Annotated in this window: 18 protein-coding genes; 15 read left to right on the forward strand and 3 right to left on the reverse strand. The window is 70.4% G+C overall.

Annotation, left to right across the window (positions count from 1 at the left end; genetic code table 11):
* Positions 1–146: 146 nt before the first annotated feature.
* Positions 147–1,076, reverse strand: a complete 930-nt coding sequence (gene galE, locus AB0C15_RS16290) for a UDP-glucose 4-epimerase GalE (RefSeq protein WP_357352904.1) — start codon at positions 1,074–1,076, stop codon at positions 147–149.
* Between the two features lie 249 nt (positions 1,077–1,325).
* On the opposite strand from galE, the gene AB0C15_RS16295 reads away from it, so the two are divergent.
* From AB0C15_RS16295 to AB0C15_RS16320, 6 genes are all read left to right on the forward strand, one after another.
* Positions 1,326–2,507 carry a hemolysin family protein gene (locus tag AB0C15_RS16295; RefSeq protein WP_357352576.1) on the forward strand — a complete coding sequence of 394 codons (1,182 nt, stop codon included), beginning with the start codon at positions 1,326–1,328 and terminating at the stop codon, positions 2,505–2,507.
* A gap of 33 nt (positions 2,508–2,540) precedes the next feature.
* Positions 2,541–3,566: a tryptophan--tRNA ligase gene (gene trpS / locus AB0C15_RS16300; RefSeq protein WP_357352578.1), complete on the forward strand. Its 1,026-nt coding sequence runs from the start codon at positions 2,541–2,543 to the stop codon at positions 3,564–3,566.
* 25 nt (positions 3,567–3,591) lie between these two features.
* Entirely contained in the window at positions 3,592–4,161 is a 570-nt protein-coding gene (locus AB0C15_RS16305; protein WP_357352906.1) for a 2'-5' RNA ligase family protein, read from the forward strand.
* Positions 4,162–4,346: 185 nt separating this feature from the next.
* Positions 4,347–5,273 carry a YhjD/YihY/BrkB family envelope integrity protein gene (locus AB0C15_RS16310; protein ID WP_357352580.1) on the forward strand — a complete coding sequence of 309 codons (927 nt, stop codon included), beginning with the start codon at positions 4,347–4,349 and terminating at the stop codon, positions 5,271–5,273.
* Complete coding sequence (locus AB0C15_RS16315) at positions 5,273–5,659, forward strand: GntR family transcriptional regulator (protein ID WP_357352582.1); 387 nt, start codon at positions 5,273–5,275, stop codon at positions 5,657–5,659. The genes AB0C15_RS16310 and AB0C15_RS16315 overlap by 1 nt, the downstream gene beginning before the upstream one ends.
* A 114-nt stretch (positions 5,660–5,773) precedes the next feature.
* A complete protein-coding gene (locus AB0C15_RS16320; RefSeq protein ID WP_030486628.1) occupies positions 5,774–6,211 on the forward strand; it encodes a hypothetical protein in 438 nt (145 codons plus the stop codon).
* Positions 6,212–6,356: 145 nt separating this feature from the next.
* Here AB0C15_RS16320 and AB0C15_RS16325 read toward each other — a convergent pair whose 3' ends face one another.
* Both AB0C15_RS16325 and AB0C15_RS16330 read right to left on the reverse strand, forming a co-directional pair.
* On the reverse strand, positions 6,357–7,988 hold the full coding sequence (locus AB0C15_RS16325; RefSeq protein ID WP_357352584.1) for a glycoside hydrolase family 13 protein: 1,632 nt from the start codon (positions 7,986–7,988) through the stop codon (positions 6,357–6,359).
* A 32-nt stretch (positions 7,989–8,020) separates the two neighbouring features.
* A complete protein-coding gene (locus tag AB0C15_RS16330) occupies positions 8,021–9,067 on the reverse strand; it encodes a LacI family DNA-binding transcriptional regulator (RefSeq protein ID WP_357352586.1) in 1,047 nt (348 codons plus the stop codon).
* A gap of 171 nt (positions 9,068–9,238) precedes the next feature.
* Between AB0C15_RS16330 and AB0C15_RS16335 the strand changes: the two genes are divergently transcribed.
* The 9 genes from AB0C15_RS16335 (at position 9,239) to AB0C15_RS16375 (ending at position 19,199) form a co-directional block, all read left to right on the forward strand.
* Positions 9,239–9,961 carry a glycosyltransferase family 2 protein gene (locus AB0C15_RS16335; protein ID WP_357352588.1) on the forward strand — a complete coding sequence of 241 codons (723 nt, stop codon included), beginning with the start codon at positions 9,239–9,241 and terminating at the stop codon, positions 9,959–9,961.
* A 71-nt stretch (positions 9,962–10,032) separates the two neighbouring features.
* A complete protein-coding gene (locus AB0C15_RS16340; RefSeq protein WP_357352590.1) occupies positions 10,033–10,374 on the forward strand; it encodes a hypothetical protein in 342 nt (113 codons plus the stop codon).
* Between the two features lie 278 nt (positions 10,375–10,652).
* Positions 10,653–11,720 (forward strand): BMP family ABC transporter substrate-binding protein, encoded by a 1,068-nt coding sequence (locus AB0C15_RS16345; protein ID WP_357352908.1) that lies wholly within the window; start codon positions 10,653–10,655, stop codon positions 11,718–11,720.
* Between the two features lie 250 nt (positions 11,721–11,970).
* A complete protein-coding gene (locus AB0C15_RS16350) occupies positions 11,971–13,518 on the forward strand; it encodes an ABC transporter ATP-binding protein (RefSeq protein WP_357352910.1) in 1,548 nt (515 codons plus the stop codon).
* 22 nt (positions 13,519–13,540) lie between these two features.
* Positions 13,541–14,917: an ABC transporter permease gene (locus tag AB0C15_RS16355; protein WP_357352592.1), complete on the forward strand. Its 1,377-nt coding sequence runs from the start codon at positions 13,541–13,543 to the stop codon at positions 14,915–14,917.
* Between the two features lie 3 nt (positions 14,918–14,920).
* Complete coding sequence (locus AB0C15_RS16360; RefSeq protein ID WP_357352594.1) at positions 14,921–16,201, forward strand: ABC transporter permease; 1,281 nt, start codon at positions 14,921–14,923, stop codon at positions 16,199–16,201.
* A 139-nt stretch (positions 16,202–16,340) separates the two neighbouring features.
* Positions 16,341–17,045, forward strand: a complete 705-nt coding sequence (locus AB0C15_RS16365) for a cytidine deaminase (RefSeq protein WP_357352596.1) — start codon at positions 16,341–16,343, stop codon at positions 17,043–17,045.
* 82 nt (positions 17,046–17,127) lie between these two features.
* On the forward strand, positions 17,128–18,408 hold the full coding sequence (locus AB0C15_RS16370) for a thymidine phosphorylase (protein ID WP_357352912.1): 1,281 nt from the start codon (positions 17,128–17,130) through the stop codon (positions 18,406–18,408).
* A 110-nt stretch (positions 18,409–18,518) separates the two neighbouring features.
* The gene (locus AB0C15_RS16375; RefSeq protein ID WP_091394559.1) at positions 18,519–19,199 is read left to right on the forward strand and encodes a DUF4272 domain-containing protein; all 681 of its coding nucleotides are present in this window, start codon (positions 18,519–18,521) and stop codon (positions 19,197–19,199) included.
* Positions 19,200–19,201: the final 2 nt, after the last annotated feature.

The raw sequence follows: 19,201 nt of genomic DNA on the forward strand, positions 1-19,201 counted from the left end.
GCTCGCAAACCCGGCTCACTCCTCGCGCTCACTGGTGTCTCCTTGTTCGCGGCTGCGGGGCTCGCAAACCCGGCTCACTCCTCGCGCTCACTGGTGTCTCCTTGTTCGCGGCTGCGGGGCTCGCAAACCCGGCTCACTCCTCGCGCTCACTGGTGCCCCAGGATGTGCGTGCGGTAGAACGCCCAGGCATCTCCGACCATGTCGTGCAGGGTCGGCTTCTGCGGCACCCAGCCCAGCTCGTCACGGGCCAGGGCGGACGACGCCACCAGCTCGGCCGGGTCGCCCTCGCGGCGCGGGGCGACCTCGACGGGCAGTTGGTGCCCGGTGACCTCGCGGACCACGTCGACGACCTGGCGGTTGGTGAAGCCGTTGCCGTTGCCCAGGTTGTAGATCCGGTGCTGGCCGCTGGTGGCCGCGTCCAACGCCAGCAGATGCGCGCGGGCCAGGTCGGCGACGTGGATGTAGTCGCGGACGCAGGTGCCGTCGACGGTGGGGTAGTCGTCCCCGAAGAGTTGGAGCTTCTCCCGCCGGCCGGCGGCGACGTCGAGCGCGATCGGGATCAGGTGCGTCTCCGGGTCGTGTCGCTCGCCGAGCGTGATGTCGCCGTCGAGGTGGGCACCGGCCACGTTGAAGTAGCGCAGCGACACCGCGGCCAGGCCGTGCGCGACCGCCTCGGAGGTCAGTGCCATGTCGACGGCGAGTTTGGTGGCGCCGTACGTGTTTGTGGGTGCCTTGACCGCGTTTTCGGTGATGGGCAGCTCGGTGGGGTTGCCGTAGACGGCGGCGGTGGAGGAGAACACCATCCGGGGCACCCTGGCTGCCCGGACCGCGTCGATCAGGGCGAGCGTGCCGACGGTGTTGTTCTGCCAGTACAGCTCCGGCTTGACCATCGACTCGCCGGCGGCGATCAGGGCGGCGAAGTGCAGCACCCCGTCGAAGCCGGCGTCCGCGGTGATGACGCGGGCGGCGTCGTGGATGGACGCCTCGACGTGGGTGGCGTCCGGGGCGAGGGCTTCGCGGTGGCCGGTGCGCAGGTCGTCCAGGATGACCACCTGGTGGCCCGCGTCGAGCAGCATCCGGGTCACCACGCTCCCGATGAAGCCGGCGCCCCCGGTGACGAGCAGTTTCACGTCGTTTCCTCCTGCCTGGCCCGCCCGGGACGTAGCCCATCGCTGATCACACTAGGGCGGTGGTAGGCGCCCTCGCCAACGCCACCGCCAACCCCATTCCATCATAATCTCTCATGATTAAACAGAGCCGAACATCTGTACGCCGCTCCGCGTGATCCCCGGTGCGGCGGGCCCACGGTGTCTACCATCTCTGTCATGCGGGAAGTGGCCCGTACCGGGCTCCGGCGACGCGTGCGGGCGTACCCCCGCCGTGACCCCGGCCCGCTCGCCCGGGCGGTCGCCCGGGTGCTGGTCCGAGCCGCGGACGGTGCCACCCGACTCGTCACCGACCTGCTCGGCACCGGTCCGACGGCAGGCCGGGAGCGCATTTCGGAAGCCGATCTGCGGGATCTGGTCGCGGCGAACACCGTGCTGGACCCGGACGAGCGGCGGATCATCGACGAGGTCCTGGTGGCCGGTGCCAGTCTGATCCGCGAGGTGATGATGCCGCGCACCGAGGTGGTCTTCCTCCCGGCGCGGCTGACCATCGTCGAGGCCGCCCGACTGGTCCGCGCCGAGACGCACACCCGTTACCCGGTCACCGACGGCACCCACGACGACGTGGTCGGCTTCGTGCACCTCCGTGACGTCCTGCTGCGCCCGGACGCCGACCCGTGCGTCACCGTCGGCGAACTGGCCCGGGAGGTGAAGCGGCTGCCCGGCAGCAAACGGGTGCTCGCCGCGCTGACCGAGATGCGCCGCGAGGGTCAGCACCTCGCGGTGGTGGTCGACGAGTACGGCGGCACGGCCGGGATCGTCACCCTCGAGGACCTCATCGAGGAGTTGGTCGGTGAGATCCACGACGAGTACGACGCCACCCCCGACCCGGTGCACGCTGGCCTGCCCGCCGTGGTGGACGGCCGCCTCAACCTCGCCGACTTCGCCGAGCGGACCGGGGTGACGCTTCCCGCCGGACCGTACGAGACGGTGGGCGGGTTCGTCATGGCCGCGCTGGGCCGACTCCCGGCGACCGGCGACGAGGTGCCGGTGCCCGGTGAACCCGCTGACGTGGGCGCGCCCGATCCGGCCGACCTTCCGGCTGCCTGGCTGCTGCGGGTGCTCACGTTGGACGGCCGCCGAGTGGCCCGCCTCGCCGTCTCCCCGACACCCGACACCGAACAGCACCGGGAGCCGGGCGCCGAGCAGCACCGCGAGCAGGGCGCCGAGGACGACGCCGCGCCGGCCACGACGGAGGGCTCCGAGCGGGCCCGGCGGACGGTGGCGGGGCAGCACCGCCGGGTGACGGTCGGGCCGACGCGCCGGGCCGACACCCGTGAACCATGGGAGGTCAGCACCCCGTCGTCGGCGAGCCGGAGCCGACCGGCCGGCCCGTCATGACGGACCGGGTTGCTTGCTGACAGAATTATCGCCATGTCCGACGTTCCCGCCCGGCCCCGCGTCTTCTCCGGCATCCAGCCGACAGCCGACTCGTTCCACCTCGGCAACTATCTGGGTGCGGTGCGGCACTGGGTGGCGCTGCAGGACACTCACGACGCCTTCTACTGCGTGGTGGACCTGCACGCCATCACGGCGGGGCACGACCCGGCGCTGCTGCGCCAGCGGACGCGGGTGGCGGCGGCCCAGCTCTTCGCGGTCGGGCTCGACCCGGACCGCAGCACCCTGTTCGTCCAGTCGCAGGTGCCCGAGCACCCGCAGTTGGCCTGGGTGCTCGGCTGCATCACCGGTTTCGGCGAGGCCAGCCGGATGACCCAGTTCAAGGACAAGTCGCAGAAGCAGGGCAACGAGCGGGCCAGCGTGGGGCTGTTCACCTACCCGGTGCTCCAGGCCGCCGACATCCTGCTCTACCAGGCCAACGCGGTGCCGGTCGGTGAGGACCAGCGTCAGCACCTGGAGCTCTCCCGGGACCTGGCCCAGCGGTTCAACTCGCTGTTCGGCGCGACGTTCACGGTGCCCGCGCCGCACATCGTCAAGGACACTGCGAAGATCACCGATCTGCAGGATCCGACCGCGAAGATGTCGAAGTCGTCGTCCTCGCCGGCCGGCATCATCGACCTGCTCGAAGATCCGGCCCGGTCCGCCAAGAAGATCCGCTCGGCGGTGACGGACACCGGCCGCGAGATCGTCTTCGACGCCGAGACCAAGCCGGGTGTGTCCAACCTGTTGACCATCTACTCGGCGCTCAGCGGCCGCAGCATCGACGAGCTGGTGGCCGCGTTCGCGGGCCGCGGCTACGGCGATCTGAAGAAGGAGTTGGCCGAGGTGGTGACGGACTTCGTCCGGCCGATCCAGGAGCGCACCCGCGGCTACCTCGACGATCCGGCCCAACTGGACAAGCTGCTCGCGGCCGGCGCGGAGAAGGCCCGGGCGGTAGCCGCGACGACCCTGCGGTCCGCGTACGAGCGGGTGGGTTTCTTTCCGCCCGTGCGTGGCGAGTAGCTCCGCGGTTCAGGTGGACGGGTCGGTGGTCGGAGGGGCGGCGCGAAGCGTGGATCGCAGTGGCGGGGTGCCGCCAACCGGCGACACCATCCAGATCGGCATCGCGGTGGACATCCCCGAGCCGTGGGGTGCCCTGCTCACCCGGCGGCGGGTCGAGGCCGGTGATCCGCTTGCCGTGCCCGCGCACGTGACGTTGCTCGGGCCCACCGAGATTCCGACGGCCAACCTGCCGGCGGTCGAGCGGCACCTGGCCGCCGTCGCCGCCGCGCACCTGCCGTTCACGCTGCACCTGCGGGGCACCGGCACGTTCCGTCCGGTCACCCAGGTGGTGTTCGTCGCGGTGGCCGCCGGGATCAGTGAGTGCGAGCTGCTGGCCGCGGCCATCGCCGCGGCGCCGGGCCTGCACCGCGAGTTGCGGTTTCCCTACCACCCGCACGTCACCGTGGCCCAGGACGTGGCACCGGAGGCTCTGGACCGGGTGTACGAGGATCTGGCCGACTTCTCCGCGATGTTCGAGGTCGACGCGTTCACCCTCTTCTCGCACAGTGGGCAGACGAGGTGGCAGCCGCGGCGCGACTTCTGCCTCGGCACCTGAAGCGCCGACGACCGAACGGTCGGCACCTGAAGCGCCGGCACCTGAAGCGTCGGCGGACCGAACGGCCGGCACCTGACGCGTCGGCGGACCGAACAGCCGGCGACTGATGGCCGGCGACGCGCCGGCCGGCGAGCATCGGGAGCCGGTTGCCACGACAGCGGTGGGAGATCGGCGAGGATGATCGCGTGAACGTGATCGGCCGGATCGAGGCGGGCATCGACCGCTTGGTGAGCGCCGCGCGCCACCGGTCGGGACTCTTCGATCATGTGTGGCGGGCCGGCGTGCTGTACGGCGAGGTGCTGGCCGGCCGGCTGGCCGCCGCGATCGCGTACTACGGGTTCTTCGCGGTGTTCGCTCTCGCTCTTGTCGCGTTCTCCGTCTTCGGTGCGATCCTGGAGGACAACGACGAGGTCAGCGCGGCGGCGGCCGACTTCCTCAAGGAGAATCTGCCGTTCCTGGACGCCGAGCAGATCGCCAACTCGAGCGGCACGGTGGGTGTGGTCGGCCTGGTCATCCTGGTCTTCACCGGGATCGGCTGGGTGGAGGCCATCCGGTCCTCGCAGCGGCTGATGTACCAGCTCAACCAGCAGCCGGGGAATCTGGTCGTGCGGCGGCTCGTCGACCTGGGCGTGATGATCGGCGTCTTCGTGCTGCTCGGCGTCTCGGTCGCCGCGGTGGACGCGTTGGAGTCGCTGCTGCGCTTCCTGCTGCGCAGCACCGGGTCGGTCGGTCTGACCACGATCAGCGCGGTGCTTAGCGTCCTCGTCAACACGGTGCTCGCCACCGCGCTGCTGCTGGCCGTGCCTCGGCTGCGGATGAGCCGGTCCCGGTTGCGCCCGGTGGTGCTGCTGGTGGCGGTCGGCATCACGCTGCTGAACACCGTCGGGCGGTACTACGTGGTGCGGACCGAGCGGAACCCGGCGTACACGGTGGTGGCCGGCGCCGTCGGTCTGCTGCTCTACCTCTACCTGCTCAACCAACTGGTGCTGTTCGGCGCGGCACTCCTCGCGACAAGCACCAACGGTCGGGTGGTGGACCTGGCGGAGCCGCCCGCGACACCGAAGGATGTCGACGAGGGCATCGATCCGGGCACCCCGGGCGGTGCGGGCTGATGACGGAAGGCGCGCAGATGCTGATCTCGGTCGACCCGGACTCGCCCGTGCCCCCGTACGAGCAGGTACGTGTGCAGCTCGCCGAGCTGATCGGCGACGGTCGGCTGCCGGTGGGCAGCCGACTGCCCACCGTCCGGCAGCTCGCCGGTGATCTGCGGTTGGCCGCGAACACGGTGGCCCGCGCCTACCGGGAGTTGGAGTCGGCCGGGCTGCTGGAGACCCGGGGGCGCAACGGCAGCTTCGTCGCCCCCGGGCGGGACGACGCCGTCGATCGACTGCAGCGGGCCGCGGCCGGCTACGCGGCCGAGGCGGCCCGGCTCGGCGTGTCACCTGCCACCGCGCTCGCCCTGGTCCGCGCCGCCCTGGATGCTGCCCGCCCCGGCTGAGAGGCCGTCGGTCGACCGCGCGGGCCCCGGCGGCGACGACGGCCGCGAACGCCGGACGGGCGACAACCGAGAAGAACCGCGTCGGTACTCGCGTCAGCCGGCCATGATGAGCCGGTGGGCGCACTCATGACACTGGACCTGCCGGCGGACTCCCCGCTCCTCGGCCTGCCGTGGATCATCACCTTCGGTCCGCTCGGTGATCTCGACGAGTGGGAGCCGGTGGTCTGCGGGCCGTACGAGCGGCCGCACGCGTTGGCCCTGGCCGAGGCGGTGGTGGCCGAGGAACAGTTGATGGCGGTGGTGGAGCCGTTGCTGCCGGCGCTGTCCGCCGACGAGATCCGCAGCGAGATCGCCGCCGCGCAGGTCGCCGCCGAGGACGAGGCCCGCCAGGTGGAGGGGGCCGACCTGTACGGGGACTTCGAGGACGTGATCGACGAGGAGTTGGACGCGGCAGCCGACGAGGCCGGCCACGGTGAGCCCGTCGAACCGCCGGACGAGGCCGAGGTACGCGCTGGTTTCACCCGGATCGCGGCGTTGCTCACCGCGAAGTGAACGCCGTGCGCAGACACCGGCGCCACGCGGAGCGGACTCCGCGCGGCGCCGGTGGCACCTCACCCCCCACCACAAGGGGTCGGTAGCCCAGTCGCCCGCCGGCGCGGGGCACGACGAACGACCAGGTCGAGTACGGGTTACCCGTTCAGCGCTGTTCCAACCAGACTGCGGCGTCAATTGGCAGCAGATGACCGGGGCCCTGCTCGGCGAGCGTGTCGCTGGCGACGAGCGGCTGACCGTACCCGTCGATCAGGACCGGCGCGCCGCTGAGGTTTACCACGCAGGTCAGCACGGTCGCGCCGGCGGTACGCGAGAAGGCCAGCAGGCCCGGCTCGGCCTCCCGCCAGGTGACCTCGTCGGCGTCCTGGGCGAGCGCGGGATGGTCGTGACGGATCCGCAGCGCGGCGCGGTACAGCTCCAGGGTGGAGCCGGGCACGCCGGTCTGCGCCGCGACGGACAGCGCCCGCCAGGTCGCCGGGGCGGGAAGCCAGCTCAGCTCGCTGCCGGCCGGCCCGAAGCCGTACGGGGCTAGCTCGCCGCTCCACGGAATGGGTACCCGGCAGCCGTCCCGGCTCTCGCCGGTACGCAGGAATGCCGGATCCTGGCGCAGCTCGTCGGGGAGGTCGAGAACCTCCGGCAGGCCCAACTCCTCACCCTGGTACAGGTAGGCGCAGCCCGGCAGGGCGAGCATCAGCAGGCTGGCGGCCCGGGCCCGGCGCAGCCCTTCGGCGCCGTCGCCGTAACGGGTGACGTGCCGTTGCTTGTCGTGGTTGGACAGCACCCAGGTGGTCGGCGCCCCCACGACTGTCGCCTCGGCCAACGCCGTGTCGATCACCTTGCGGAACGAGTCGGCCGACCAGGTTGCGTCGAGGAAGTCGAAGCTGAACGCCTGGTGCAGCTCGTCCGGGCCGATGTAGCGGGCCAGGCGCTGCGGCGTCTCGGCCCAGGCCTCGGCGACCGCCATCCGGCCGCCCGGGTAGCTGTCGAGGATGGGCCGCCAGGCGCGGTAGATCTCGTGCACCTCGTCCTGGTCGAAGTAGGGGAGCCGGGCCTTGCCGAGCAGTTCGACCTGGCGTTGGCCGGTGGTCGAGCTGAAGCCGACGTCCGGCAGCCCTTCGGCCTTGATCATGCCGTGCGCCACGTCGACGCGGAATCCGTCGACGCCCCGGTCCAGCCAGAACCGCAGCACGTCCTCGAACTCGGCGCGGACCTCGGGGTGGCGCCAGTTCAGATCCGGCTGCGAGGGGTCGAACAGGTGCAGGTACCACTGGCCGTCGGCGGTCCGGGTCCAGGCGGGGCCACCGAAGATGCTCTCCCAGTCGTTCGGCGGCAGCTCGCCGTGGGGGCCCTGGCCGTCGGCGAAGAGGTAGCGGGCCCGCTCCGGTGAGCCGGGGCCGGCGGCGAGCGCGGCGGTGAACCAGTGGTGCGCGCTCGAGGTGTGGTTGGGCACCAGGTCGACGATGATCCGCAGGCCGAGGGCGTGCGCGTCGCTGATCATCGCGTCGAAGTCGTCGAGGGTGCCGAACATCGGGTCGACGTCCCGGTAGTCGGCCACGTCGTACCCGCCGTCGATCATCGGCGAGGTGTAGAAGGGGGTCAGCCAGAGCGCGTCCACCCCGAGGTCGCGCAGGTACGGCAGGCGCTGCCGGATGCCCTGGAGGTCGCCGGTGCCGTCGCCGTCGCTGTCGGCGAAGCTGCGGACGTACACCTGGTAGACGACCGCGGAGCGCCACCAGTCGTCGTCGGCGGCGTGGTACGGGGTGGCGGCGCTGATCATCCGTGCAATATGCCGGCCGGTCGTTGCAAGAGTCAAGCAGATCTTGCGTAAGAGAGGCGGGCGGCGCTCGGTGCGACAGCGGTGGAGCCGCGCACCACCAGCTCCGGGCGGAACAGGTACTCCGAGTGCGGGGCGCCGTGACCGTTGATCTCGTCCACCAGGGCGCGGACGGCGGCGACCGCCATCGCCGTGACCGGCTGCCGCATGGTGGTCAGCGGCGGGTCGGTGAAGGCCATCAGCGGGGAGTCGTCATAGCCGACCACGGAGAGGTCGTCGGGCACGCTGAGGCCCCGTTGGCGGGCCGCCCGGACCGCGCCGAGCGCCATCAGGTCGGAGCCGCAGACCACTCCGGTGACGCCACGGTCCAGCAGGCGGCCGGCCGCCGCCTCGCCACCCTCCACTCCGAACAGTGACAGCTCGGCGAGGGGGGCCAGGTCGGCTTCGGCGACGCCGGCGAGCCGGGTCATCGCGGAGCGCCAGCCGGCCACCTTGCGCTGTACCGGCACGAACCGGTCCGGGCCGGTGATCAGGCCGATCCGCCGGTGCCCGAGCGCGACGAGATGGGCGACCGCCAGCTCGGCCGCCTCCCGGTCGTCGCAGGAGACGAAGGGCGCGCCGATGCCCGGCACGTACCCGTTGATCATCACGACCGGCAGCGGCCGGGCGAGCAGCGCCCGGTAGCGGTCGTGGTTGGCGGCGGTGTCGGCGTGCAGGCCGGAGACGAAGACGACCCCGGAGACCTGCCGGTCGAGCAGCATCTCCACGTACTCGTCCTCGGTCACGCCGCCAGCGGTCTGGGTGCAGAGCACCGGGGTGAACCCGCTCTGCGCCAGAGTGGACTCGATGACCTGGGCGAAGGCCGGGAAGATCGGGTTGTCCAGCTCGGGCACCACCAGGCCGACCAGGCCGGCGCTGCGCTTGCGCAGTCGGGCCGGGCGCTCGTACCCGAGCACGTCGAGGGCGGTGAGGACGGCCTGCCGGGTCTCCGCGGCCACGCCGGGGCGGTCGTTGAGCACCCGCGACACCGTGGCCTCGCTGACTTCGGCCTGCTGGGCGATGTCGGACAGTCGAGCGCGCATGGCGGCACTGTAGCCCACCGGCAAGTTCTTGCGAGGCGCTCTGCAAGCTCTTCCATGGTCTGCAAAGTCTTGCTAAATCCCGGCGACGGGAGCGGGGCTGATCGATCTTCGCGGACCCGGGGTAGGGTGCTGCGGCGCCGCGCCGATGCTGCCGTTTCCAGGGAGAGTTCTGTGCAACTGTCGATCCTGATGGCGGTCTACAACGAGGCGGAACGCGTCGCGGAGGCGGTGGAGCGGGCCCTCGCCGTGCGGTACCCGTGCGAGATCGAGATCGTGGTGGTCGACGACGGGAGTACCGACGAGACCGCGGAGATCCTCGGTCGGCTGGACGACCCGCGGCTGCGGGTCGTGACGCACCCGCGGAACGCGGGCAAGGGCGCGGCGATCAGGACGGCCGTGGACGACGCGCGGGGTGAGTACATGGTCATCCTGGACGCCGACCTGGAGTACGACCCGCAGGACATCCCGAAGCTGTTGGCGCCGGTGCTGGAGGGGCGCACGACGGTCGTCTACGGCAGCCGCACCTTCGGCAGCCACAGCGCCTACAGCTTCTGGTACGTGGTCGGGAACCGGGGGATCACCACGGCGGCGAACGTCCTGTTCAACTCGTACATCGGCGACGTGGAGACCTGCTTCAAGCTGATGCCGGTGGAGTTGTACCGGTCGCTTGACGTCCGGTCCCGGGGGTTCGGCATGGAGGCCGAGGTGACGGGCAAGCTGCTGCGCCGACAGATCCGCCCCTACGACGTGCCGATCACCTACCGGGCGCGGGGCCGCGCCGAGGGTAAGAAGATCACCTGGCGGGACGGGGTGCAGGCGTTGTGGATCCTGGGCCGGGAGCGGGCCCGCCGGCGTCCCGGCGTCGGCCGCGTCGAGACTCTCGCTGACCGCTGACAATTACGGATCCGTCCCCGTCGGCGGTTCTGACTACTACGATCCGTCGTTCATAGGGAAGGATGGCGGCCGTGGAAGCTCTCAGACTCATCCTCCTCTACGTCCACCTGATCGGGTTCGCCCTGCTGCTCGGTGGAGCGATCGCCCAGTACGCCAGCGGTCGGCTGCGGATCAACCCGGCCATGCTGTGGGGTTCGGTGATCCAGTTGCTGACCGGGCTCGGCCTCTCCGCGCCCCTGCGCGACGGGGACGAGCCGGCGCCGGCCAAACTTGTGACGAAGCTGGTGATCGCGCTACTGATCTTCGTCATGGTCTTCTTCTCCCGTAAGCGGGACGTGGTGAACCGCGGTCATTTCCTCGCGATCGTCGGTCTGACCCTGGTCAACGCGGCGGTCGCGGTCTTTTGGCGGTAACGTCCGGGGGAGGAAGACGCCTCCAAGAAACGGACTTTGCGGACGCTGCGGCACTCGGTTACCAGCACTGAGAGTGACGTGCCCCACGCAAGGGTTACACCCGGGTAACAGGCGCTCAACAGTCGTGCACGATTGTCGGCCGGTGGGTGGGCGCGGGCGTACGCTCCCGTCCGTAACGTGGGACAGCCGGCGGCACACCCGCAGGTCGGCTGATGGGCTGCCACCGCACAAGGCGCGGTGTGCAATGGGAAGGAGACGTCTTGCGCTCGGTGCGTGGGATGCGGATCGCCTCGATCGTCGCGGTGGGTGGGCTCGCGCTCACCGCCGCCGCTTGTGGCGAGGCCCCCAAGGATGACAACAACGCCGGCAGTGGCGCCAAGAAGTTCAGCGCCTGCATGGTGACCGACGTCGGCGGCATCGACGACAAGTCGTTCAACACCTCGGCCTGGAAGGGTCTGCAGGAGGCCAAGGCCGCCAACGACAACATCGACATCAAGTTCGTCGCGTCGAAGGCCGAGGCCGACTACGAGCCGAACCTGACGCAGTACGTCAACCAGAAGTGCAACTTCATCCTGGCGGTCGGTGGCCTGATGGGCAACGCCACCTCGAAGATCGCCAAGGCGAACCCGAACCAGGAGTTCGGCATCGTCGATGCGAACACGGGTGACGCCAACGTCTACCCGATGCAGTTCGACACCGCGCAGGCCGCGTTCCAGGCCGGTTACCTGGCTGCCGGGATGAGCAAGTCCGGCATCGTGGGCACCTACGGTGGTCTGCCGATCCCGCCGGTGACCATCTTCATGGATGGCTTCGTCGACGGTGTGACGTACTACAACACCACCAAGAAGAAGAGCGTCAAGGCGCTGGGTTGGAACAAGGAGACCCAGAAGGGTTCCTTCACCAACGACTTCGCCAAGCAGGACGAGGGCAAGAAGGTCTCCGACGCGCTGGTCGCCCAGGGCGCGGACATCATCATGCCGGTCGCCGGCGGCTCCGGCCTCGGCACCACCGCCGCCGCCAAGGCGTCGGGTGGCAAGTACAGCACCATCTGGGTGGACGTCGACGGCTGCGAGAGCACCCCGGACTGCTCCGCGATCGTCACCACCGTGGTCAAGAACATCCCGGACGCCGTCAAGGAGGCCGTGGTCAAGGCCGCCGCCGGCGACAAGCTGCCGGCCACGCCGGGCTTCGTCGGCACCCTGGCCAACAACGGTGTCTCGATCGCCCCGTACCACGACTTCGACAGCAAGGTTCCGGCCGAGCTGAAGGCCGAGGTCGACAAGATCAAGGCGGACATCGCCGCAGGCACCATCACCGTCACCTCGAAGGCCCAGCCGACCAAGTGACAACCGGCCGGCCCCTCCGGTGAGATCATCGGGGAAGGTCGGCGGGGGACAGGTACGACCGATCGGCCGCTCCGGCTCTGCGGGTGCCCCGCGGAGCCGGAGCGGCCGATCGCGCACCACGGCGGCCGGCCCGGTCCGGCCGGTCCACGGCAGCTAGGCTGCACCATCGCTCGCACTCCAGGAGGTTGCGCTGAGACTCGAACTGCGCGGCATCACCAAGCGGTTCGGTGATCTGGTCGCCAACGATCACATCGACCTGACGGTGGAGCCTGGAGAGATTCACGCCCTCCTCGGCGAGAACGGCGCGGGCAAGTCGACCCTGATGAACGTGCTCTACGGGCTCTACCAGCCCGACGAGGGCGAGATCCTGGTCGACGGCAAGCCGCTGAAGCTGAAGGGCTCGTCCGACGCGATCGGCGCCGGGATCGGCATGGTGCACCAGCACTTCATGCTGGTGCCGGTCTTCACCGTCGCCGAGAACATCATGCTCGGCGCCGAGCAGGTCCGGGGCGGAATCGCCGGCTTCCTGGACCGGCGTCGAGCCCGGCGCGAGGTCACCGAGGTGTCCGAGCGCTACAACCTGCGGGTCGACCCGGACGCGGTGATCGAGGACCTGCCGGTCGGCATCCAGCAGCGAGTCGAGATCGTCAAGGCGCTCACCCGCGACGTCGACCTGCTCATCCTGGACGAGCCGACCGCGGTGCTCACCCCGCAGGAGACCGAGGAGCTGCTGACGGTCATGCGGTCGCTCAAGGCGGCCGGCAAGTCGATCGTCTTCATCACCCACAAGCTCGGCGAGGTCAAGGCCATCGCCGACCGGATCACCGTGATCCGACGCGGCAAGACCGTCGGCACCGCCTCGCCGGAGGCCAGTCGGGACGAGCTGGCGGCGTTGATGGTCGGGCGCAACGTCCGGCTCACCGTGGACAAGTCGCCGGCCACCCCGGGCGAGCCGGTGCTTGAGGTGGCCGGGCTCGTCGTCGACGACGACCGGCAGATCCGCGCGGTCGACGGCATCGACCTGACCGTACGCGCGGGCGAGGTGCTCGGCGTGGCGGGCGTGCAGGGCAACGGTCAGACCGAGCTGATCGAGGCGATCATGGGCCTGCGCCCGGTGCTCGCCGGCACGGTCAGCCTTGCCGGTGACCGGATCGACGGCTGGAAGCCCAAGAAGGTGCTCCGGGCGGGCGTCGGCTACGTGCCCGAGGACCGCAGCGTGGACGGCCTGGTCAAGGAGTTCAGCGTCGCGGAGAACCTGGTGCTGGACATCTACGACCGGCCACCGTTCGGTTCCGGGCTCGCGCTGAAGCCGGACGCGATCGCGGCCTCGGCGAAGGAGCGGATCGAGCAGTTCGACGTCCGCACCTCATCGGCCGACGCGGCGGTCGGCACCCTCTCCGGCGGCAACCAGCAGAAGGTGATCGTGGCCCGGGAGTTGTCCCGGCCGCTGAAGCTCTTCATCGCCGCCCAGCCGACCCGTGGCGTCGACGTGGGGTCGATCGAGTTCATCCACAGCCAGATCATCCACGAACGCGACGTCGGCACCGCCGTCATGGTGGTCTCCAGCGAACTCGACGAGGTGATCGGGTTGGCCGACCGGATCGCGGTCATGTACCGCGGTCGCATCATCGGCATCGTCGGCCCGGACACCCCTCGTGAGGAGATCGGCCTGCTGATGGCCGGCATCAGCCCGGACGCGGCCCACGAAGCCGTCGCGGCACCCGCCGACGGCGAGCCCGAAGCGGCAGACGGGAGCCCGGCGAGCGACGCGGGCTCCGCGAGCGAGGACAAGGCATGAGCGAGCGCCAGCGAGTGACAGCATGACCAACCCTTCCAACCCGCAGTCCGGCTCGCCGGACAAGGAACCGGCGAGCGAGGCGCAGGCGGCGCAGAACGCGCTCGGCAACACCGAACGGGCCGAGGTAGCCACCGAGCCGGACCGCTCGGGGGCGAAACCGGACCCGACGCCGGAGGCGAAGCCGAGCCTGGGCCGGTTGTTCATGGACAACCTCTGGGCGGCAAACACCTTCACGGTGACCCTGCTGTCGCTGGTGCTGGCGATCGTGGTCGGCGCCGTGCTGATGATCATCTCTGATCCCGCGGTGCTCTCCACCTACTCGTACATCACCTCCCGCCCGTCCGACGCGATCAACTCCAGCTGGACGCTCGTCAGCGAGGCGTACGCGAACCTGTTCAAGGGCTCGGTCTTCGACCCCGAGGCGTTCTCCGCCTGGCTGAACGGCACCGGCGGTTGGCAGGCGGTGCTCGCGCCGATCTCGGAGACGCTCACGTACGCCGCGCCGCTTGTCTTCACCGGCCTGTCGGTGGCGCTGGCCTTCCGGGGCGGCCTGTTCAACATCGGTGCCCAGGGCCAGGCCACCATCGGTGTGATCATGGCGGCGCTGGCCGGCTTCCTGCTGCCGCTGCCCCCCGGCCTGCACCTGCTGGTGGCGGTGCTTGCCGGTGCGCTTGGCGGAGCGATCTGGGGTTTCATCCCCGGCATCCTCAAGGCCCGCGCCGGCGCGCACGAGGTGATCAACACGATCATGCTCAACTACGTGGCCACCTACTTCCTGACCTGGCTGATCGTGCAGAACGGCGTGCAGGACCCGACCCGTACCGACGCGATCAGCAAGGCGGTGGACACCTCCGCTCAGCTACCCCGACTGCTCGGCGACAACCTGCGCGTGCACGCCGGCATCCTGCTCGCCGTGCTGGCCACCTGGGCGGTCGCCTGGTTGCTCAACCGCTCGACGCTCGGCTTCGAACTGCGGGCGGTCGGTGCCAACCCGGACGCCGCCCGGACCGCGGGTATCAGCGTCACCCGCACGTACATTCTGATCATGGTCTTCGCCGGCATCCTGGCCGGTCTCGGCGGCTCGAACATGGTGCTCGGCTCCACCGCCAGCGCGTTGACCCCGCTGGTGGTCGCGCAGATCGGCTTCGACGGCATCCTGGTGGCGCTGCTGGGGCGGGTGAAGCCCTGGGGGGTGCTGCTCGCCGCGCTGCTGTTCGGGGCGCTGCAGGCCGGGGGTAACCGGATGCAGTCGTACTCCGGAATCTCGCTGGAGCTGGTGACAGTGCTCCAGGCGCTGATCGTCATCTTCATCGCCGCGCCGGCCCTGGTGAAGGCGATCTTCCAGCTCCGGGCCGCACGCGCAGCCCGGTTGCAGACGAGCCTGGCGAAGGGCTGGTAACTCATGTCCACCATGGCTGTCCCCGACATCGCCGTCGCCCCCGTCGACGAGGGCTTCTGGACCCGCAGCCGCAAGGTCGGCCTCACGCTGCTGGGGCTCGGCCTGCTGTCCGCGGTGCTCTTCGGCGCGCTCGCCACCGACCAGCAGGCCCGGTTCACGCTCAGCGACGACGCGGCAGGTGCCGCACTGGAGATCAACGGCACGATCGGGGCGATCCTGTTCGGGATCATCACGATCGCGGCCGGCGCGGCGCTGCTCGCCGGGGTGCCGAAGCGCTGGTTCCTCCCCGTGCTCGGCGTCGGGCTGGTCGCCTTCGTGCTGTCGTTCCTCTGCTGGCAGGTGTCCGCCGCGCCGGCCGGCCAGAACTTCATGCCGCTGGTCAACATTCTCCGGGGCACGTTCATCCTGGCCCTGCCGTTGATCTTCGGCGCGCTCGCCGGGGTGCTCTGCGAACGCTCCGGCGTGGTCAACGTGGCCATCGAGGGCCAACTGCTGATGGGCGCGTTCAGCGGGGCCCTGTTCGGCAGCATCTCCGGCAGCGTCTGGGTGGGCCTGGTCGCCGCCGCCCTCGGTGGCGCGTTCATCTCGCTGCTGCTAGCCGTCTTCGCCATCCGCTACCTGGTCGACCAGGTCGTCATGGGCATCGTGCTGAACCTGCTGGCGGTCGGCGTCACCGGCTTCCTCTACGAGCGGCTGATGCAGACCGACGCCGCTAAATACAACAGCGCGCCCCGCTTCAGCAACTGGGAGATCCCGCTGCTGAAGGACATCCCGGTGCTCGGGCCGGCGTTGTTTCGCGGCAACATCTTCCTCTACCTCGGGCTGCTCCTGGTGCTGGTGATCCACATCGGGCTGTTCCGTACCCGGTGGGGGCTGCGGACCCGCTCGGTCGGCGAGCACCCGATCGCCGCCGACACGCTCGGCGTCAAGGTGCTGCGGGTGCGCTACCGCAACGTGCTGCTGGCGGGCGTGGTCGCCGGCATCGGCGGCGCGTCCTACACCCTGGCGCTCTACTCGTTCACCAAGAACATGATCGGCGGTAAGGGCTTCATCGCACTTGCCGCGCTGATCTTCGGCCGGTGGAACCCGACCGGGGCGCTGCTCGCCGCCCTGTTCTTCGGCTTCGCCGACCAACTCGCCACCTACCTGGGCGCGATCAGCAGCTCGATCCCCAGCCAGTTCCTGGCCATGCTGCCCTACCTGGCCACCATCCTGGCCGTCGCCGGACTGGTCGGCCGGGTCCGGGCGCCTGCCGCCGACGGCAAGCCGTACATCAAGGGCTGACCCCCGCCACCCCTGTCGATCAAGAGGTTTCGGTCAGGAAGCGCGTTGTTCGTGACGCAAAGCTCTTGATCAACAGGGGTGGGGTGTGGTTGGCCGCCCTGCTCACTTCTGACCTGGGCTACTTGGGCAGAATGGCGGCATGAGCGACATTGACTGGGCGCGGTTGCGCGCCGCCGCGACCGACGCGATGCGGCACGCGTACGCGCCGTACTCGACGTTCCCGGTGGGCGCCGCCGCGCTCGTCGACGACGGCCGCATCGTGGTCGGCTGCAACGTGGAGAACGCCGCCTACGGGGTGACGCTCTGCGCCGAGTGCGGCGTCGTGTCCAGCCTGCACGCCACCGGCGGTGGTCGGCTCGTTGCGATGTCCTGCGTCGACGCCACCGGCGAGCCGTTGATGCCGTGCGGTCGCTGCCGGCAGTTGCTCTGGGAGCACGGCGGCCCGGAGTGCCTGATCGAGACCAAGGGCGACCCGCTGCGGATGGCCGAGCTGCTGCCGCACGCCTTCGGTGTCGAGGACCTGGAAGCCGTCACCGGGGAGACTCCGGTGCCGGTGGTCCCCGAGCGACTGGCCGCCTGGCGCGGGCGCGGCACCGTCTTCGTGCACGCGGACATGTCCGCCGGCCAGCAGGTCTGGACGGCGTACTGGGAGCGTTCAGCCGGCGACGACGCGGGTGCCGAGACCGGTGTGTTGGAAGAGGCGCCGAGCTGGGACGACCCGGCCGAGGCAATCACCTGGGGCCTGGCCCGGACACCGCGTGTGGTGGTGGTCGACGCGGCCGGCACCATCTTCTGGGCCGGCGAGGGTGAGCCGCCTGTGGAGGTCCCGGTGCGGTGGAGTTGATCGTGGTTGCGGTCGGCCCCGGCCCTGACGTGGTCACCGACAGTGCATCGGTTCCGCCATTCGACGACTTAGGAAAGATCTTCTGATGAGTTTTGCTGCTGTTGACGTCATTCGGGTCAAGCGCGACGGGGGCGTGCTGTCGGACGCGCAGATCGACTGGGTGGTGGACGCGTACACCCGGGGGGTCGTCGCCGACGAGCAGATGTCCGCGCTGGCCATGGCGATCCTGCTCAACGGCATGACCGGGCCGGAGATCGCCAGGTGGACCGCCGCGATGATCGCCAGCGGGGAGCGGCTGGACCTGTCGGCGGTCCGCCGGTCGACTGTCGATAAGCACTCCACCGGCGGCGTCGGTGACAAGATCACCCTGCCGCTCACCCCGCTGGTGGCGGCGTGCGGTGCGGCCGTACCGCAGCTCAGCGGCCGGGGCCTCGGGCACACCGGCGGCACGCTCGACAAGTTGGAGTCCATCCCGGGCTGGCGGGCCACGGTGAGCAACGACGAGTTCATCGCCCAGTTGGACGACGTCGGCGCGGTGATCTGCGCGGCCGGTGCCGGGCTGGCCCCCGCCGACCGCAAGCTGTACGCGTTGCGTGACGTGACCGGCACCGTGGAGGCGATCCCGCTGATCGCCAGCTCGATCATGAGCAAGAAGATCGCCGAGGGGACCGGCGCGCTGGTCCTCGACGTGAAGGTCGGTTCTGGCGCGTTCATGAAGTCCGTCGACCAGGCCCGCGAGCTGGCCCGCACCATGGTCGAGCTGGGCGGCGCGCACGGGGTGCGGACGGTCGCCCTGCTGACCGACATGTCCACCCCGCTCGGTCTGGCGATCGGCAACGCCGTCGAGGTGACCGAGTCGGTCGAGGTGCTGGCCGGCGGTGGACCCGCCGACGTGGTGGAGCTGACCCTGGCGCTGGCCCGGGAGATGCTCGACGCCGCCGGTCTACCGGACGCCGATCCGGCGGCGGCGCTGCGCGACGGCCGGGCCATGGACTCCTGGCGGGCGATGATCCGGGCGCAGGGCGGCGACCCGGACGCGCCGATGCCGAGCGCCCCCGAGGTGGAGGTGGTTCGCGCCGAGCGGGACGGGTACGTCGCGGCCGTCGACGCGTACGCCATGGGGGTTGCGGCGTGGCGGCTCGGCGCGGGCCGGGCGCGCAAGGAGGACCCGGTGAGCGTGCCTGCCGGGGTGGTGTTGCACAGGCGGCCGGGTGACGAGGTGCGGGCCGGTGACCCGCTCTACGAGCTGCGGGCCGAGGACCCGGCACGGATTCCGGCCGCGCTGACCGAGGCCGCGAACGCGGTGCGGATCGCGCCGACGGCTCCGGCGGCGACGTCGTTGGTCATCGAACGCATCGGCTGACCGACCCGCTGTCGCCCTGACGTGGTGCCGGTCACCTGGGAGCGCTATTGTCGCAGGCCAAGGGGGGACAACCGGCCTTGCGCCGGCGCGAGCAGACAGGAAGATCCGCCGTGACCGTTGCTGCCCCCGACCCACGTGAGGTGCGCGAGGCGAGCCTGGACGAGCTGTCCCGGCTCGGCCTGCCGTTGCCGCCGGCTCAGTTTCCTCTCGTCTGGGAGCCGGGCGACCAGATCGACCTGCGCCCGACCGGGGAGATCGAGGCACGGATCGCGGTGCTGCACCTGATCCTGGCGCGCTGCTTCGGGATGCCTCCGCAGGCGGCGATGAGCTGGCTGCTCGGCTCGCACCTGGTCGACATGGTCACCCCGCCGGAGTGGCAGTTCGTGATGGGCGGCAAGGGCGACCACCGCTCGTTCGTGCTGCACCACGACGCGCTCTTCGCGCTGGCCTGGGTGCTCGGGCTGAGCAAACAGCTCGACCCCACGCTCGCCGTCGACGAGCGGCTGGTCGAGCGGCTGCCGCACATCGCCGAGGGGGAGACCTTTCCGCACTGGCGTTCCCGGATCCTCACCGCTCCGCAGCACCCGGCGGACGCGGCCGCCCTGCTCGACCTGCACTACTGCCTGGACTGGGCGTACCTGGAGACCGAGCGTGGCGGCCGTCGTGCACCGGGCCTGGTCGACGCGAACGCGATCGGGCAGCGGCGCTGGGCGCTGGAGTGGGCGGTGATCCTGCGCGGGCCGTACCACGACGAGCCGCCCGGCTGGGAAGAGGTCGACCTCTCCACCTGAGG

It is taken from the genome of Micromonospora sp. NPDC048835 (assembly GCF_040649995.1).
GTDB lineage: Bacteria > Actinomycetota > Actinomycetes > Mycobacteriales > Micromonosporaceae > Micromonospora.